Origin of the sequence: Hymenobacter sp. HDW8 (assembly GCF_011305775.1) — a bacterium.
Taxonomy (GTDB): domain Bacteria; phylum Bacteroidota; class Bacteroidia; order Cytophagales; family Hymenobacteraceae; genus Hymenobacter; species Hymenobacter radiodurans.
This window is the reverse complement of the sequence record NZ_CP049907.1, coordinates 216155-229983: the sequence shown is the minus strand read 5'-3', so window position 1 is coordinate 229983 and position 13829 is coordinate 216155. Positions and strand designations below refer to the sequence as shown.

The window sequence follows — 13829 nt, the reverse complement described above, 5'->3', positions numbered from 1 at the left end:
TGGGGTTCAGCCCCGTCATCCTATGTGTAAGACCTTGCCAGAATGCGGGAAAAAGCTGAGTTAAAGCGTATTTCCGCGCGAAAGCTGTTGTTAAGCGCGTCCGGCGGTGAAGCGGACTACATTCGACAGGCTTGGCAGGACTTGGTTGGGACTACTAGACATTTTGTACCTCCTTTCTTTAGATCCGACATCCCTCAATCGCGTTTCCCAGCACCTTAGGGACCCTTGAAAGAGGTCGTAGCACTCACTACTGGTCGGTAAAGTTAAAAGACCCTCGGATGGTTCAAAATTAAAAAGCCTTTTTTTAGCGCGGGAGCTAATATTATTGGCCAGATGGCTGAGGATCAGGCAGTTTTTTATCCAATAAAATTTGGGCCTTGCTCCTGCCACCTCCCAAAATGTTGCTGGCCTCAAAGTTGCAAAGCCCAGCATTAACAGAACCTCTTGGGTGATTACCATAATTCAGGAGTTTTCTTCTATCTTTTCCCACAAATCCTACCCATTAACACATGAAAAAAACCTTGTTCCTCTGTTTAACCCTCCTGTTGGGTTTCTCTGGATTGGCTTCGGCCCAGTCACTCTCGCCCTTGGGCACGTGGACTAACTCTGAAAAGAAGGCCACATTCGAAATCTACAAATGCAACGGTAACAAGCTGTGCGGCAAAATCGTGTCGCTGACTACTCCCAACGATCCGGCCACGGGCAAGCCCAAAACCGACTCGATGAACCCCGATCCGAAGTTGCGCTCCAAGCCCCGCTTGGGCCTCGTGTTCATGCAGGGCTTTGAGTACGATGAAGGCAATAAGTGGGACGATGGCAAGATCTATGACCCCGAGACGGGTAAAACCTACTCCTGCTACATGAAGATGGAAAACGCCAACACCATGGAGGTGAAAGGCTACATCGGCTTCTCCATGATTGGCCGCTCCCAGACTTGGACCCGCGTAAAATAAACTGCACCTCCCCTTAGCACGTACAAGCGACGCTCCCAACCGGGGCGTCGCTCTTTTTTGTACCTTACTGCTTCCAAAACTCAGGTAAGCTATGTGCGGCGGGTTCTTCTTTACACTTCCTTTTTCTTGAAACACCTCTTCCTTACGCTGTTGCTGTGCCTGGCAACCATAGGGGGCGCAGCCGCCCAAACCCACTCTCCGCTGGGCGTGTGGAAAGATGACGCGGGCGAAACCCACGTCGAGATTTATCGGTGTGGCAACTCGAAGCAGCTCTGCGGGCGGTTGGTATGGCTGAGCGAGCCACAGGATTCGACCACCAACTTGCCTAAAACCGACCGTCGCAATCCCGAACCGGAAAAGCGTGATCAGCCCTTGCTCAATCTGGTGGTGATCCAAAACCTAAGCTATGACCCCGATGATGAGCGTTGGGAAGACGGCCGAATCTATGACCCGATGAATGGGCGCACCTATTCATGCTACCTCAACATGGTCAGCAAAGACCGCATGGAAGTGAAAGGCTACATCGGTTTCTCCCTGATTGGGCGCTCCCATTACTGGTCGCGGGTGAAGCCGCAAACAATAGGGGCCACCAAATAAGTAGCGCCTATTATCTAACGCCGCTCTTAATAAACCGCCTGCACTTGATACGACTTACCGCGGAAAGAGAAAGCCGCGCCGGGCCGGGCAGTGGTCATTGCTTGAAAGATGGGCGAGAAGGCGGAGATAACGCAGTAAGGCTGCCCTTCCACTTTTATCTCTCCCAGGCTCAGAGCGATAAAAAAGGTTTGTGTATCGGTAACCACTACGGAGCCTAAACTGGGCTTATCCGTAGAAGGACGCACGTCTGACACACGCTGCAACACTTGTAAGCCAGTAAGGGCCTCGTCTAGCTGGCGAGCAAACAGGTCGCGCTGAATGTGGCAGGCCTCCCGAAACGACTCGAACTTATCTTCAATGGCGCCCTGCGATTCATTGGCGCTTTCCTGCACCAGGAGCATAGCTTCACGGGCGGTATCCGCTTTTTGCTGTTGGGCCCGCCGACATTCGGCTAATAATTGCTGACGCAGCGCAGTGCGTTGTTTGGCAGTCATTTGCATAGAATAGCTGAAGGATAAAATGATAAATGATGTTGATTTTGAGCCGCACGTTGCACCTCACCGAAAAAACTATTTCAGACGGGTAATGTTGCTCCCTATAATCCCTCTCTATCGCTCTTGTTTACTTTTTTAAAACAGCTATTAAGTCAAAGCTCGGCTCCTACCCGGACCGACTGGCAGCCGGCCGTGCGCACGCCGGCCCAGGTGAAACGACACGAGCAATGGCTCGCTGATCGGGTTTACTTGAATTGGGCTGGCCCTTACTTTAAAGCGTATCACTTTCGCAAAGCCGGGGTAGGCAGCAGCCAGGGCCTGCGCGTACAGCTGATCACGGATTGCGGTCGACAGGGGGCTATTTTTTTCTTCGATCCCAGCATTGGACCGGGTAATTTTCGTCACTTCTTCGACTTCACCCGCGACCGGGTGCTACAGCTCGGCTACAACCTCTCCACCTCTGACCTGCGCACCCTGGAGCACCCCACCTACACCGAAACGATTGACAAGCACTTTCTGAAGCCTCAGCCCAATGACTGCTCAGAAACAGGCCGGTGCAATCAGCGCTACGGCAGCATTACCATCGATCTGATCAGCATTAATGGGCAGCCTGGCTTCATTCGGTTCTTCGCCAATCCGTATCACGACGACATTTTCACGCCGGCACGTTCGTTCGACGAGCTAATCGCGGCCGTGTACCAGCTGCCGCCCGCTGATGAGCAAGTGCAAGCTCGTATTGCAGAGTACGCTCGTCAATAGGTACTTAATGTCATAAAAAAGCCCCCCAGCTATACACTGGGGGGCTTTTTTATGACATTATCAACTATTATTCACGAACAAACCGTAGCCGTTTTTGCTCGCCCGTACTACTGGTCAGCAACAGATGATACAGACCGCTAGCCAATGGGCGCGTATGAAGTTGGCTAGCGGCTGGACTTACCTCTTGGCGCAGCACCTGCCGCCCCACGCCGTCTATCACCAAAGCTTCCACTGGCTCTGACAGATCAGCCAACTCAAGATAGTCGCGGCAGGGATTAGGGAAAGCGCTAACACTTGCCAGAGCGGGTTCTTCATTTCCAATATTGACCAAAGCGGTGTTGCGCATAATAGGGCCCGTTGCGTTCAGCACCCATTGGTCAGGGTCGAGCTCGATGCCGGTAACGGTACCCACAACTGGCACGCTAAAGGCTGAAATTAGCTTGCTCTGGCGTAATCGCACCATTTGGCTAGTACCCGTATCGAAGGTGATTTTATAATCCAGCTCGGTCTCGAAGAAAGGCGTCACGTTGGGCACAGAGGTAGTTTCAGTGGTTTGCAGCAACAAATTGCCCCCCACCTGATTCCAGCGGACGCTGAATATTGGATAGCCTTCGCCGGCGTACCATTGCTGAAAAAAGCCCCCAGCGAGCGGCCGGCCTCCACCTCAAACACGCGCTGTAAATCGGCGGTGCGGGCCGTGCGGCCCGCATACGTTGCCTGAAAGGTGCGCAGGGCCCGAAAGAACTTGGTATCATCGTGGAGCAGGTAGCGGAGCATGTGCACCACCGCCGCACCTTTTTTGTAGCTCAGGCGCTGATCGAATATGCGGCCGACACTGGTGGTATCGGGTACGCGTACGCTGCCACCGGGCGTATTAGTGAGCACACCCGTGATCGGATCTATCCGAAACTGCACCTGCTCATGTGCCCGATCCATCCATTGGCGAGCAGATTGGGGCGTGGACAAGGCCTGCAACGACAGGTATTCGCCGTAGGACGCAAAGCCTTCGTTCAGCCAAATATCTTCCCAGGAAGCGCAGGTTACGTTGTTGCCAAACCACTGGTGAAACAGTTCGTGGGCGGTGAGCGTGAAGTTGAAGCCATCCTGAGTGGTCATGGTTTGATGCTCCATGCCCCCGCCGATGGGTGCCATGCTATGCCCGTATTTCTCATTGGCAAATGGATACGTCCCTACCAGTGCAGAGAAGTTCTCCAGAAAACCAGGCGTTCGGTCTATTTCCACTCGGTTATCATTGAGCGCCGCCTGGTTGTAAACGTAGTTGACAATAGGAACCCGCACGGCGTTGGGCAAATTAGCATAGTTCACATACTCCAAATAAGGCGCTACGGCCACTGAAACGAGGTAGTAAGCAATGGGATGGCGCGACTTCCACTCGTAGCGGCTACGATTATCGGGCAGTGGCACTACACGCGTCAGCACCCCATTGGAGCCGACTTTATTGGGGTTTTTGGTAGTAATCCAGACGTCGGTGGAGTCAACTTTATCGGTGAGCACCTGCTTGCAAGGCCACCACTCGTAGGCGTGGAAAGGCTCGCTTAGGCTCCAAGTTACGTTCACATCGTAGCGGGAAACATAGCGCGTGTCGAGGGCATTGCCGATGGCGGCGGAGCTACCGTTGGGAGCCGTGCCGTGGTAATAAATAACGGCATCGAATAAAGTGTTGGCCGCTATTGGCTGCGGTAGCGTCACGCTCACGTCGCCGGCCTCGCGGCGGGGCGGGGCAGTGCGGCGCCCGTTCACCAGCACCGAGTCAAGCAGCAGCGCCGGGTGCAGTTCAAAAGCCAGCACATCCAGATTTTGCCCCCCAGTGCGCGCCCGCAGCCGCACGGAGCCGCCCACGGTGCGGGCGTTATTTTCCAGGGCAAGGTCCAGCTTGTAGTACTTCACATCGTAGCGGTCCATGAGGCGGCGGTGGGCTGGCGTGGTCAGCTCCTGCCTGGTACTGGTCCGCAAGTGTGTTTCGGCGCAGCTACGGGCCGCCGAGCCATTCAGATCGGCGGCTACCGGGCGGTAGGCAGAGCGTTGTGCCTGGGCATTTTGCCCCATTAGTAGCAAGCAAACCCAGAAAAGCAGAAGGCGCGTCATGGTGGAAAAGGAAAGATAAAGGGCGCCTAAAGCTGACACCCTTTTCGGAGGACCAAGATAGTCGCGGGTATGCTAAAAACTCTGGGCTGAGAAAGTGGGTTCCAGGGCCGCAAGTTGTATATTTAAAGACAACTCCGCTCTGATTACCAAGCTATTCGACTAATGCTTACACCTCTACGCTTTCTTACTGCTGCTAACCGGCTGCGGCTTGTGCTGCTTTTGGCTTGCAGCTTTATTGCCCACAAGGCCGCAGCTACCCATATTGTTGGCGGTGAGCTGGATTTGCAGTTTCAGGCGGGCAGCACGTATCGCATTACGTTGAACCTGTACTTTGATGCTCTAAACGGCAATCCTGGCGCACTGGACCAGGATCTAACGGTTAGTATTTTTGAGAAAGGCACGAACCGTCGGTTGCAAAATGTAGTGCTGCCACTTACTTCCAACACCTTCGTAGCCTATACCAATCCGGCTTGCACCCAGCCTTCATTAAGCACCCGCAGCTTGGTATACAGCCGCTCGATTGAGTTGCCGGCCAGTATTTACAACAACGCTAGCGGCTATTATGCAGTGGTGGAACGCTGCTGCCGCAACAACGGCATCAATAATATCGTGCTCCCCGGCAATGCGGGTCAAACCTTTTATCTGGAGTTTCCGGCCGTGGTGCGCAATGGGCAGCCCTTTGTCAATTCCACGCCCCGCATTTTTCCTCCCCTAAGCGACTACGCCTGCCGAGGCGACTTATTCTACTACAACTTCAGCGGCCAGGACGCCGACAAAGATTCCTTGGTATATGAGCTAGTAACGCCGCTCAATGGCAGCTCTGACCCCGCCGATCCAAAGCCGGCTGTAGCGGCACCAGCGCCGTATGCTTCCATAAATTGGAACCCTGGGCTCGGCACCCTCAACCAGATTCCGGGCACTCCAACGCTGAGTATTGGGCGTTTTACGGGTCGGTTGGAAGTGCGGCCCACCCAAATCGGGCTGTTCGTGTTTGGCATAAAATGCTCCGAGTATCGCAAGGGCGAGAAGATTGGGGAAGTACGCCGCGATTTTCAGCTGAAAGTGCTGAACTGCCCCAGCAATATTCCGCCTGAAATGGTAGTACTCGCGCCCAATAGCCGGCGCACTTATCAGCCCGGCCGCGATACGCTACGCCTACAACCCGACTCCGACCGCTGCGTTGGCCTGCGCTTCACCGACCCCAACCCTACCTCACAGCTGACCTTATCGCTAAATCCCGTAAACTTTACTGGCCCTCTCCCCACTTTCGCGAGTATTACCCAAGGCCTAGTGCGTTCTCCAGGTGCCCCCGATACATTAGTGTCGCGGTTGTGTTTCCCAGCTTGTCTGGACACAAAGGGCAAAGTATTTTTTGTCGATGTAATTGTGGCGGATGATGGTTGTGCCCTCCCCAAGCGCGACACAGTTCGGGTAGCGTTTACGTCGGCGCCGGTGCCCAATGGCGCGCCGCGCATTACTACTACTGCCAGCCAGCTCCCCCTGCGCGCCCGCCCCGGCGACCTGATAACGTTTGATGTAGCCGTCACGGACCCCGAAAACGACCCAATTACGCTTACCATGGCCGGGCGCGGCTTTCAGGCGGCAGCAGTCGGAGCCCAACTTACGCAAGCACTGAGCGGAAATCAGGTGCAAGGCCGATTCAGCTGGCGCGTACCCTGCCCTACCACTAATCAACGCCTTTTCGAGTTTGAGCTGGCCGCGACGGGCTCGCCCTGCGCCGACCGCCAGACCACTTCCATGGTGATACCTGTGCAAGTGCAATACGATAATCGGCCGCCCACGCTTACCTCCGATTTTCCGGCGGCTCTCAGCGCCGAGCCAATAGTCATTCGTCGGGTGCTGGGGGGCTTTTTTGAGGCGACGCTGGAAGGCCTCGATGCCGATTCGGACCAGCTTACGCTGACAGCGGCGGGCAACAACTTCGATTTGGCGGCTGCGGGCATGAGCTTCGTGCCTACCAACGGGGCGGGGCGGGCTACGGGCATATTCCGTTGGGAGCCCAACTGCGACCAGACCACGCTGGATATTCCATTGGAGGTTACGTTTCAGCTGCGGGAAGCCACCTGCTCGCCCGTGGGGCAGCAGCGAACGGTGCGTTTTGAGGTGGCCAGCGCGGATACGCTGACCTTTTTGCCCCCCAACATCTTCACGCCCAATACCGACGGCACCAACGACTACTTCGAGCTGCGCGATTTGCCCCCCAACTTCTGCAACGCCGAGTTCTCGGATATCAAGATCTTCAACCGCTGGGGCAAGCAGGTGTACTCGTCCACAAGCCGCACCTTCCGCTGGGACGGCAGCAATATGCCCGCTGGGGCTTACTATTACCTGATTGTGTATACCGACAAGCGGCGCTACAAAGGCAACGTTACCATTGCGAGGTAGCAGCAGCAAAGCGGTGCTGATAGGGTGAGCCGTACTCTAGCATTACTTTTGTACGACTCTACCCGTCTTCCTCTTTGCTTCGATATGATTTTTACCAAGAATGCTGGCCTTGTGCTGGCCCTGCTTTTGGCCGCTACCGTTCCCAGTTTGGCTCAAACCAGTACAAAAGCTGCACCTGCGAAGGCTCAGGCGGCGGCGCCGGCCCGCAAGGCTACCCCCTTTGATGGCCTGCGGAAGTATATGGCCGAAAATACCCGCTACCCCGAGCAGGCCCGAGCTAAAGGCGTCGCCGGTACGGTGCACGTGCGCTTTGAGCGCAACGATGCCGGCCAAATCATCAATCCGAGCATTGCCAAGTCGTTGGAGCCCAGCTGCGACGCCGAGGCCATCCGCGTGATTAAAACCATGCCGCCGCACTTACTCAATGTGTTTCCGCCTGGCATGAGCATGCTGCTACCAGTCGTTTTCCCGGCTCCCGGCACCGAAGCCCCCAAGCAATAACCGACTAGCATCAGAATTGAACCAAAAAAGCCCCCCAGATACATTTATGGGGGGCTTTTTTTTAGATATTCAAGCCTAATATAAGAACAGAAACAACGCAAATAACGCTACCCACAAGCCATCCAAGAAATGCCAGTAGAGGCCCAGCATCTGGATTTGGCGGCGGCGGTAAGGATTGCGAATGAACACCAGCGTACGGACGCCGTCGCGGGCTGCGTGCGCGGTGCGCAGAAACAGAATCATCAAAAATAAAACGCCCCCCAGCAGGTGCAGAATGTGCAGCGCCGACAACAGATACACATACGTACCGCTGGCTTCACCATTGAAGAACACGCCCTGCGCAATCAGTTCGCGCCATCCCAGCCCCTGCAAACCCACAAAAATGGCCGCCAGCAGCAGCGTAGCACCCAGGCAGCGGGTAAGCATCGACACATCGTCCTGCTGATAAAGCCGACGGGCTTGGCTAATCGTGTAACTGCTGACCAGCAACACGATAGTGCTGATGGAGAAATAGCGCGGAAACGGGTGCATGCCTTGCGGCATGGCACTGTTGAAGCGCGTTTGGGCATAGGCCGTAGCAAGCACCACAAACAGTACCGTACTGGCTATCATACTCAGATACAGCAGCATCTGCATGGGTGGCATACGCTCCATGCGGGAAAATGTGGATGCTGGCCGGCCCGCGCCCACTTTATTTCTAGGGTCTTTATCGGAATTCATTAGCTGAAGATGACAGCGTGTGCTTGGGCAAACCAATCCGGCGGCCTTTAGTTCCGGGAATACGGGTCAAAAGCTGCTGCTTGGTGTATTCAAGATACGCAAATCAGCCGCCGCCGACCAGCCTTTTTTAGTGCGAATTTTTGGTACTCTCTACTCGTCACTGGACCGAATCTTTTTACCCCTATAACGGCGCATGCCAGGCCATGGGAATGTCAGCCTCGAATTGCCCCGGCACTACGGACACGCGCCCCAGCAAGCGGCCTTCCTGTTGAAAACCAAGCTTTTCGTAGAGGGCAATTGCGCGGCCATTGCTTTCGCGCACCAGCAGCTCTACGCGCTGAACGTGAGGGTATTGCCGCCGAGTGTTAGCCAATAATGCACTAAACAAACGGTACCCTAGCTGCTGCCCCTGAAACTGAGGGTGCACGGCTACGGTCAGCTCGCCCAGCACGTGCGCGAATATTTGCAAGCCGCTCGAGTAAGCATGAATTTCACCGGCCAAACCGACGCCATCCGGCCGCTCCACTACCAAGGCGACACCCGTAGCCAGACTGCGCGTCAGAAAAGTATGCACGTAGTCAGTCGTAATCTCGGCCGGCTGCCGCGCCAAGCCCCCACCTTCCTCCGCTACCCTGATATAGAGAGCCTGAATGGCGGCCGCATCAGCAGCTACGGCCGGACGAATCTGTAGCTCCGACATGAATCAGTTCCCCCGGAAGAATGACCCGATTTTGCCGAGCACCGCGTTGAAGTGAATTTTGGGAGCACCGCCAATGCCAAACGTAACGTGGGTTTTGCCGGCTACCCGCAACTCCAGCACCAAGCCCAGCGTGCGCGCCAGATTGTGAAGTTGCTGCAACGGATCGAAGCCGGGCGGCTTGGGCTTCTTAGGGCCGGGCGGACCGCTGGTGGCCGCGTCGAGCACGCGCTGATTAGGAAAATTGACAATCAGGTAATTGCCCGTTCCCGCCACTTGCACGTGGTCATCATTATAAGAGATGACCAGGCGTGCGTCTATTTCCAGGCCCTTAACCAAGATTGGAAGGGTTGCTGGGGGGCAATTGTTGGCCACCGGTGGGGTTTTCGCCGCGGGTGCGAATTCGCAAAGAGCCATTCAGGCGCCAAGTAGCGGCAGGAGCTGCGGGGTTCTGGGCGTTGGGCACTTGCAATTCTATCTGGTCGAAAGCGCAGGAAAGCTCAACGCCACCTGAGAGTTTGGAAAGCAGCGAGGCAGCGGTATCGGCCCAGTTTGGGGCGTTTTGCGAGGAAGAGTCAGCCATGAGTTGGTTAGAATAAGGGTAGGAAATACGGCCCGACACGCGAGCCCAGTTGCTAAACGTGCGAGTTGAGGCACGGTTTTGATTGGGTTCGAAAGCTACCACCTGCCAGGGGCAAACGCAATCTTGTGCATTCGGCTATCATCTGCTATATTCAATATAACGTATGAAATCTCAGCTGTAGCTGCCCTGGTTATCTAAAACCTTACTCTCATGCCCTATTCCTATTGCTCTTTACTAAGCTCCTGTGCCCTAGTTTTGGCGGGCCTAACCGCCCAAGCGCAGGATTCAATACCTACCCCGGCTACTTCTTCCTCGCTCGACTGCACTCATCCATTCGGCCTGGCTAGCTACATGGAACTGGTGTATTCTATCACCGATGACCGCGGTAAGCCTGCGGGCACCATTCGGCAACGCGTGGTAAGCCTGGGAAGTCAGACCAACAAAAAGAAAACCATCACAACCAATACAGCTTTGGTCAAAAGCGGCTTTTACGATGTTAGAAACCGTCTGATCCGCATGCAGGATCTTACTTACGGCTGCCGCCAGGATACAACTTTCACCGACGGCATGAGTGAAATAGAGTTCAAAAACCTCTCTTCCTTCCGCGACCGTCGTTTGGCCTATACCCCCGTGGGGCTGGCTTGGCCTAATCAGCCTACTGTGGGCACCATGCTGCCCGGTGGCGGCGTATCCGTGCAAGTCAGCAGTACAGCCGTGAACATCGCGCAGGTAAATACCACGGTGCGCCGCCGCCGGATCGTCAGTGGGCCGGCTCCGTTGGTCACTCCGGCCGGCACCTTTCAGTGCTACAAGGTAGAGTCGGAGCGCGAGGCCAGCACGGCGCCCCGCGAGGATATGGTGATGCGTACCCGAACCCGCGTGGTCGATTATTACTCCCCAGCCGTGGGCATCGTCAAAACGGAGGTTTACAACAAGAACGGTAAGCTAGCCGAGACACGGCTTCTCACCGCCCGCAATGCCGGCAATCAGCCGTAAGCCCTATATTCGGGGGCTGTTTCTGACCTTTAACCCAATCCGTTATGTCTAAGTCTTTTCTGTTGCTAGCCAGCGTAGCGATACTGGCTGCCTGCCAGTCCTCCCCTACTTCCGATGCCAGCACCGCTGTGTCGGCCCCGGCTACTGATGAGAAAATGCCCCCAGCGCCGCAGTTGAGGGTGGCAAGACATATGGGGCGCCAATCACGGCCGCCAATGCTGTGCCCGTCGCGCAGCTCACCCAATTGCTGGGCACCAAAGATTCGGCGCAGGTAAAGCTGGTTGGCAAGGCTACTGAGGTGTGCCAGGCGAAGGGCTGCTGGATGACCATAGCCATTGCCGACGGCAAGCAAATGCGCGTCCGCTTTAAGGATTATGGTTTTTTTGTACCGAAAGACATCAGCGGCAAAACAGTGGTCATCAACGGCTGGGCTCACCGCGAAATCGTCCCCGTAAACGATTTGCGCCACTACGCCACCGACGCCGGTAAATCAGAAAAGGAAGTGGCCGCGATTACCAAGCCAGAGCAACAGCTTAATTTTGAGGCCGATGGCGTGTTAGTGATGGAAAAGAGTCTTTAAGTTTTAACTTAAACTAACTGAGGCGTTAAGGTCAGGCATGCCTGACCTTAACGCCTTTTTTTCATGCCGTTGGGTCATCCACAAGAACTCAGGAGCAGTTTAAGAGGAAACGGCATTTGCTCAAATTCGTAGCTTGCAAAGCCAACGCACTACCTTCCATGACTGCAATACAAGACCAAATAAAGGATCTCACTGAGCGCCTCCACCACCTCAATTACCAGTATTACCAAAAAGATATATCTGAAGTTCCGGATCAGGAATTCGACCAGATGCTGGCCGAGTTGCAGCGTTTGGAGCAGCAGCACCCAGAGTTTGCGCTACCTAACTCCCCTACTCAGCGCGTGGGCGGCACCATTACCAAGCAATTTCCTACCGCTCTGCACCGCTACCCCATGCTTTCGCTGGGCAACACTTACTCGGAAGCCGACCTACGCGAGTTCGATGAGCGAGTGCGCCGTGGCCTCGGCGGCGACGATTTTACCTACGTCTGCGAGTTGAAGTTCGACGGCGTAGCCATGAGCCTGACGTATACCGATGGCCAGCTTACGCAGGGCGTGACCCGCGGCGACGGCACCCGCGGCGACGTTGTCACCAACAATGTGCGCACCATTAAAAACTTGCCGCTTCACCTGCGCCCTGCCGATAACCAGCCAGCCGAATTTGAAGCTCGTGGGGAAGTATTTATGCCGCTGCCGGTATTCGAGGAGTTGAATAAAGAGCGCGAACAAAACGGGGAAGCATTGCTGGCCAATCCGCGCAACGCGTGCAGCGGCGCCCTTAAACTGCAAGACTCGGCCCTGGTAGCGGCCCGACGCCTGCGGTTTTTTGCCTACGGATTTCTCAGTTCCAGCCGGGGGGCTTTTCCGACTCACAGCGCTTCGCTTGAAGCTTTGCAAAGCTGGGGTTTGCCCGTATCGGATAGCTGGCGGCGGTGCCATTCAATCCATGAAGTGCTTGACTTCATTCATGAGTGGGAGAAAAAGCGCTTTACCCTTCCCGTTGCTACCGACGGCATTGTAATAAAGGTCGATAATTTCCGGCAGCAGGAAGTGCTGGGCTACACAGCTAAAAGCCCGCGCTGGGCAATTGCCTACAAATACCCCGCGGAGGCTGCCCGCACCCGGCTGCGTGAGGTGCAATATAATGTAGGCCGGACCGGCGCCGTTACGCCCGTAGCCCTTTTGGATCCGGTTCCATTGGCTGGCACTGTGGTCAAACGCGCCTCCGTGCACAATGCCAACCAGATTGCCGCCCTCGACCTACGCCTCGGTGACATGGTCTTCGTGGAAAAAGGCGGCGAAATCATTCCTAAAATAACCGGCATAGATTTAACTGCCCGCCCCACCGATAGCCAGCCAATCAGCTTTCCGGCTACTTGTCCGGCTTGCAGCACCCCACTTATCAGGCCGGCCGGCGAAGCTCATTTTCGCTGCCCAAATGAACGCGGCTGCCCGCCTCAACTGAAGGCTCGCCTGGAGCACTACGTATCGCGCAAAGCCCTAAACATCGATGGTTTGGGGGCCGAGACTGTAGGGCGATTCTTCGATCTGGGCCTCGTAACGACGCCCGCCGATATTTACGACTTACCCCAGCGTCGCGAGGAATTGGTAAAGCTGGAGCGCATGGGTGAAAAGTCCATTCAAAATCTACTGGCCGGCATTGAAGCCAGCAAGCAGGTTCCTTTTGATCGGGTACTGTTTGGGTTGGGTATCCGCTACGTAGGTGAGACTGTGGCCGACAAGCTGGCCGCCCATTACCGCACCATTGATGCGCTGGCCGCAGCCTCCTCCACAGAGCTGGCCGCGGTGCCCGAAGTAGGCGGTGTAATTGCGGAGTCGGCAGCGGCATGGTTCCAGGATGATTTTAACCAGCAAATCGTAGTTCGCCTGAAAGTCGCCGGAGTTCAGATGGCGCTGACAGGTGAAGCGCCAAAGGCTGTTAGTGACCGACTCGCTGGCCTGACCTTCGTGCTATCTGGAGTGTTTGAAGACCATAGCCGTGAGGAGTTGCAACAACTGATTGAGCAGCATGGTGGAAAAGTGACGGGTTCAATTAGCAAAAAGCTCAGCTATCTGGTGGCCGGCGACAAAATGGGTCCGGCCAAGCGGGAAAAGGCACTTGAATTAAAAGTGCCTATTATCAGTGAAAACGATTTAATAGCCATGTTACCGACTCCGGAAACGATTGCGGAGCCAGACATTTTTGTATCTTTGCCTCTAACCCCGCCGGCCAACGAGCCGGTGGAGCCGCCGACTTATCCCGCCCCTGCTGCGCCTTCACCGGCGACGGGCGGCGGAGCAGGTCAACAGGGTTCGTTGTTTTAGCGCTTGCGCTCACGCACCCAGCCGGCTCCCGGGCCGCCTTGTATTTACTGTGGGTCGCATTGGCCTTCCACCCGGGGCCAGGACCTTCCCACCCTAGCCCACAGTTATACAAG

15 protein-coding genes are annotated in these 13829 nt (G+C 55.5%); 8 read left to right on the top strand and 7 right to left on the bottom strand.

Features of this window, described 5'->3' with window-relative positions; all coding sequences use genetic code 11:
- The first annotated feature begins 509 nt into the window (after positions 1 to 509).
- Complete coding sequence (locus G7064_RS01005) at positions 510 to 953, top strand: DUF2147 domain-containing protein (protein ID WP_166072092.1); 444 nt, start codon at positions 510 to 512, stop codon at positions 951 to 953.
- 126 nt (positions 954 to 1079) lie between these two features.
- The gene (locus tag G7064_RS01000) at positions 1080 to 1550 is read left to right on the top strand and encodes a DUF2147 domain-containing protein (RefSeq protein WP_166072091.1); all 471 of its coding nucleotides are present in this window, start codon (positions 1080 to 1082) and stop codon (positions 1548 to 1550) included.
- A 26-nt stretch (positions 1551 to 1576) separates the two neighbouring features.
- On the opposite strand, the gene G7064_RS00995 is transcribed toward G7064_RS01000, so the two are convergent.
- Entirely contained in the window at positions 1577 to 2044 is a 468-nt protein-coding gene (locus G7064_RS00995; protein ID WP_133273021.1) for a hypothetical protein, read from the bottom strand.
- A 123-nt stretch (positions 2045 to 2167) separates the two neighbouring features.
- On the opposite strand from G7064_RS00995, the gene G7064_RS00990 reads away from it, so the two are divergent.
- Positions 2168 to 2803: a hypothetical protein gene (locus G7064_RS00990; protein WP_133273022.1), complete on the top strand. Its 636-nt coding sequence runs from the start codon at positions 2168 to 2170 to the stop codon at positions 2801 to 2803.
- A 67-nt stretch (positions 2804 to 2870) separates the two neighbouring features.
- On the opposite strand, the gene G7064_RS00985 is transcribed toward G7064_RS00990, so the two are convergent.
- Together G7064_RS00985 and G7064_RS00980 are read right to left on the bottom strand one after the other, a co-directional pair.
- Positions 2871 to 3338, bottom strand: coding sequence for a hypothetical protein (locus G7064_RS00985; RefSeq protein WP_166072090.1), 468 nt, complete (start codon positions 3336 to 3338; stop codon positions 2871 to 2873).
- Complete coding sequence (locus G7064_RS00980; RefSeq protein WP_166072089.1) at positions 3326 to 4909, bottom strand: M1 family metallopeptidase; 1584 nt, start codon at positions 4907 to 4909, stop codon at positions 3326 to 3328. Before G7064_RS00980 ends, G7064_RS00985 begins: the two co-directional genes overlap by 13 nt.
- A 162-nt stretch (positions 4910 to 5071) precedes the next feature.
- Here G7064_RS00980 and G7064_RS00975 point away from each other — a divergent pair, with 162 nt between their 5' ends.
- Both G7064_RS00975 and G7064_RS00970 read left to right on the top strand, forming a co-directional pair.
- Positions 5072 to 7315: a gliding motility-associated C-terminal domain-containing protein gene (locus G7064_RS00975; RefSeq protein ID WP_166072088.1), complete on the top strand. Its 2244-nt coding sequence runs from the start codon at positions 5072 to 5074 to the stop codon at positions 7313 to 7315.
- Positions 7316 to 7399: 84 nt separating this feature from the next.
- Positions 7400 to 7816 carry a TonB family protein gene (locus G7064_RS00970; protein ID WP_166072087.1) on the top strand — a complete coding sequence of 139 codons (417 nt, stop codon included), beginning with the start codon at positions 7400 to 7402 and terminating at the stop codon, positions 7814 to 7816.
- A gap of 75 nt (positions 7817 to 7891) precedes the next feature.
- Here the strand turns inward: G7064_RS00970 and G7064_RS00965 are convergent, their stop codons facing one another.
- The 4 genes from G7064_RS00965 to G7064_RS00950 all read right to left on the bottom strand — a co-directional run bounded on the left by G7064_RS00965 (position 7892) and on the right by G7064_RS00950 (position 9918).
- Complete coding sequence (locus G7064_RS00965) at positions 7892 to 8536, bottom strand: heme-copper oxidase subunit III (RefSeq protein WP_133273027.1); 645 nt, start codon at positions 8534 to 8536, stop codon at positions 7892 to 7894.
- 181 nt (positions 8537 to 8717) lie between these two features.
- Positions 8718 to 9236: a GNAT family N-acetyltransferase gene (locus G7064_RS00960; protein ID WP_166072086.1), complete on the bottom strand. Its 519-nt coding sequence runs from the start codon at positions 9234 to 9236 to the stop codon at positions 8718 to 8720.
- 3 nt (positions 9237 to 9239) lie between these two features.
- A complete protein-coding gene (locus G7064_RS00955) occupies positions 9240 to 9572 on the bottom strand; it encodes a hypothetical protein (protein WP_166072085.1) in 333 nt (110 codons plus the stop codon).
- Positions 9565 to 9918, bottom strand: a complete 354-nt coding sequence (locus tag G7064_RS00950; RefSeq protein ID WP_166072084.1) for a hypothetical protein — start codon at positions 9916 to 9918, stop codon at positions 9565 to 9567. Before G7064_RS00950 ends, G7064_RS00955 begins: the two co-directional genes overlap by 8 nt.
- 108 nt (positions 9919 to 10026) lie before the next feature.
- Here G7064_RS00950 and G7064_RS00945 point away from each other — a divergent pair, with 108 nt between their 5' ends.
- The 3 genes from G7064_RS00945 to ligA all read left to right on the top strand — a co-directional run bounded on the left by G7064_RS00945 (position 10027) and on the right by ligA (position 13716).
- Complete coding sequence (locus G7064_RS00945; RefSeq protein ID WP_166072082.1) at positions 10027 to 10812, top strand: hypothetical protein; 786 nt, start codon at positions 10027 to 10029, stop codon at positions 10810 to 10812.
- Between the two features lie 220 nt (positions 10813 to 11032).
- Entirely contained in the window at positions 11033 to 11392 is a 360-nt protein-coding gene (locus G7064_RS00940; protein ID WP_240935636.1) for a DUF4920 domain-containing protein, read from the top strand.
- Between the two features lie 158 nt (positions 11393 to 11550).
- Positions 11551 to 13716 (top strand): NAD-dependent DNA ligase LigA, encoded by a 2166-nt coding sequence (gene ligA, locus G7064_RS00935; protein WP_166072081.1) that lies wholly within the window; start codon positions 11551 to 11553, stop codon positions 13714 to 13716.
- Positions 13717 to 13829 lie beyond the last annotated feature (113 nt).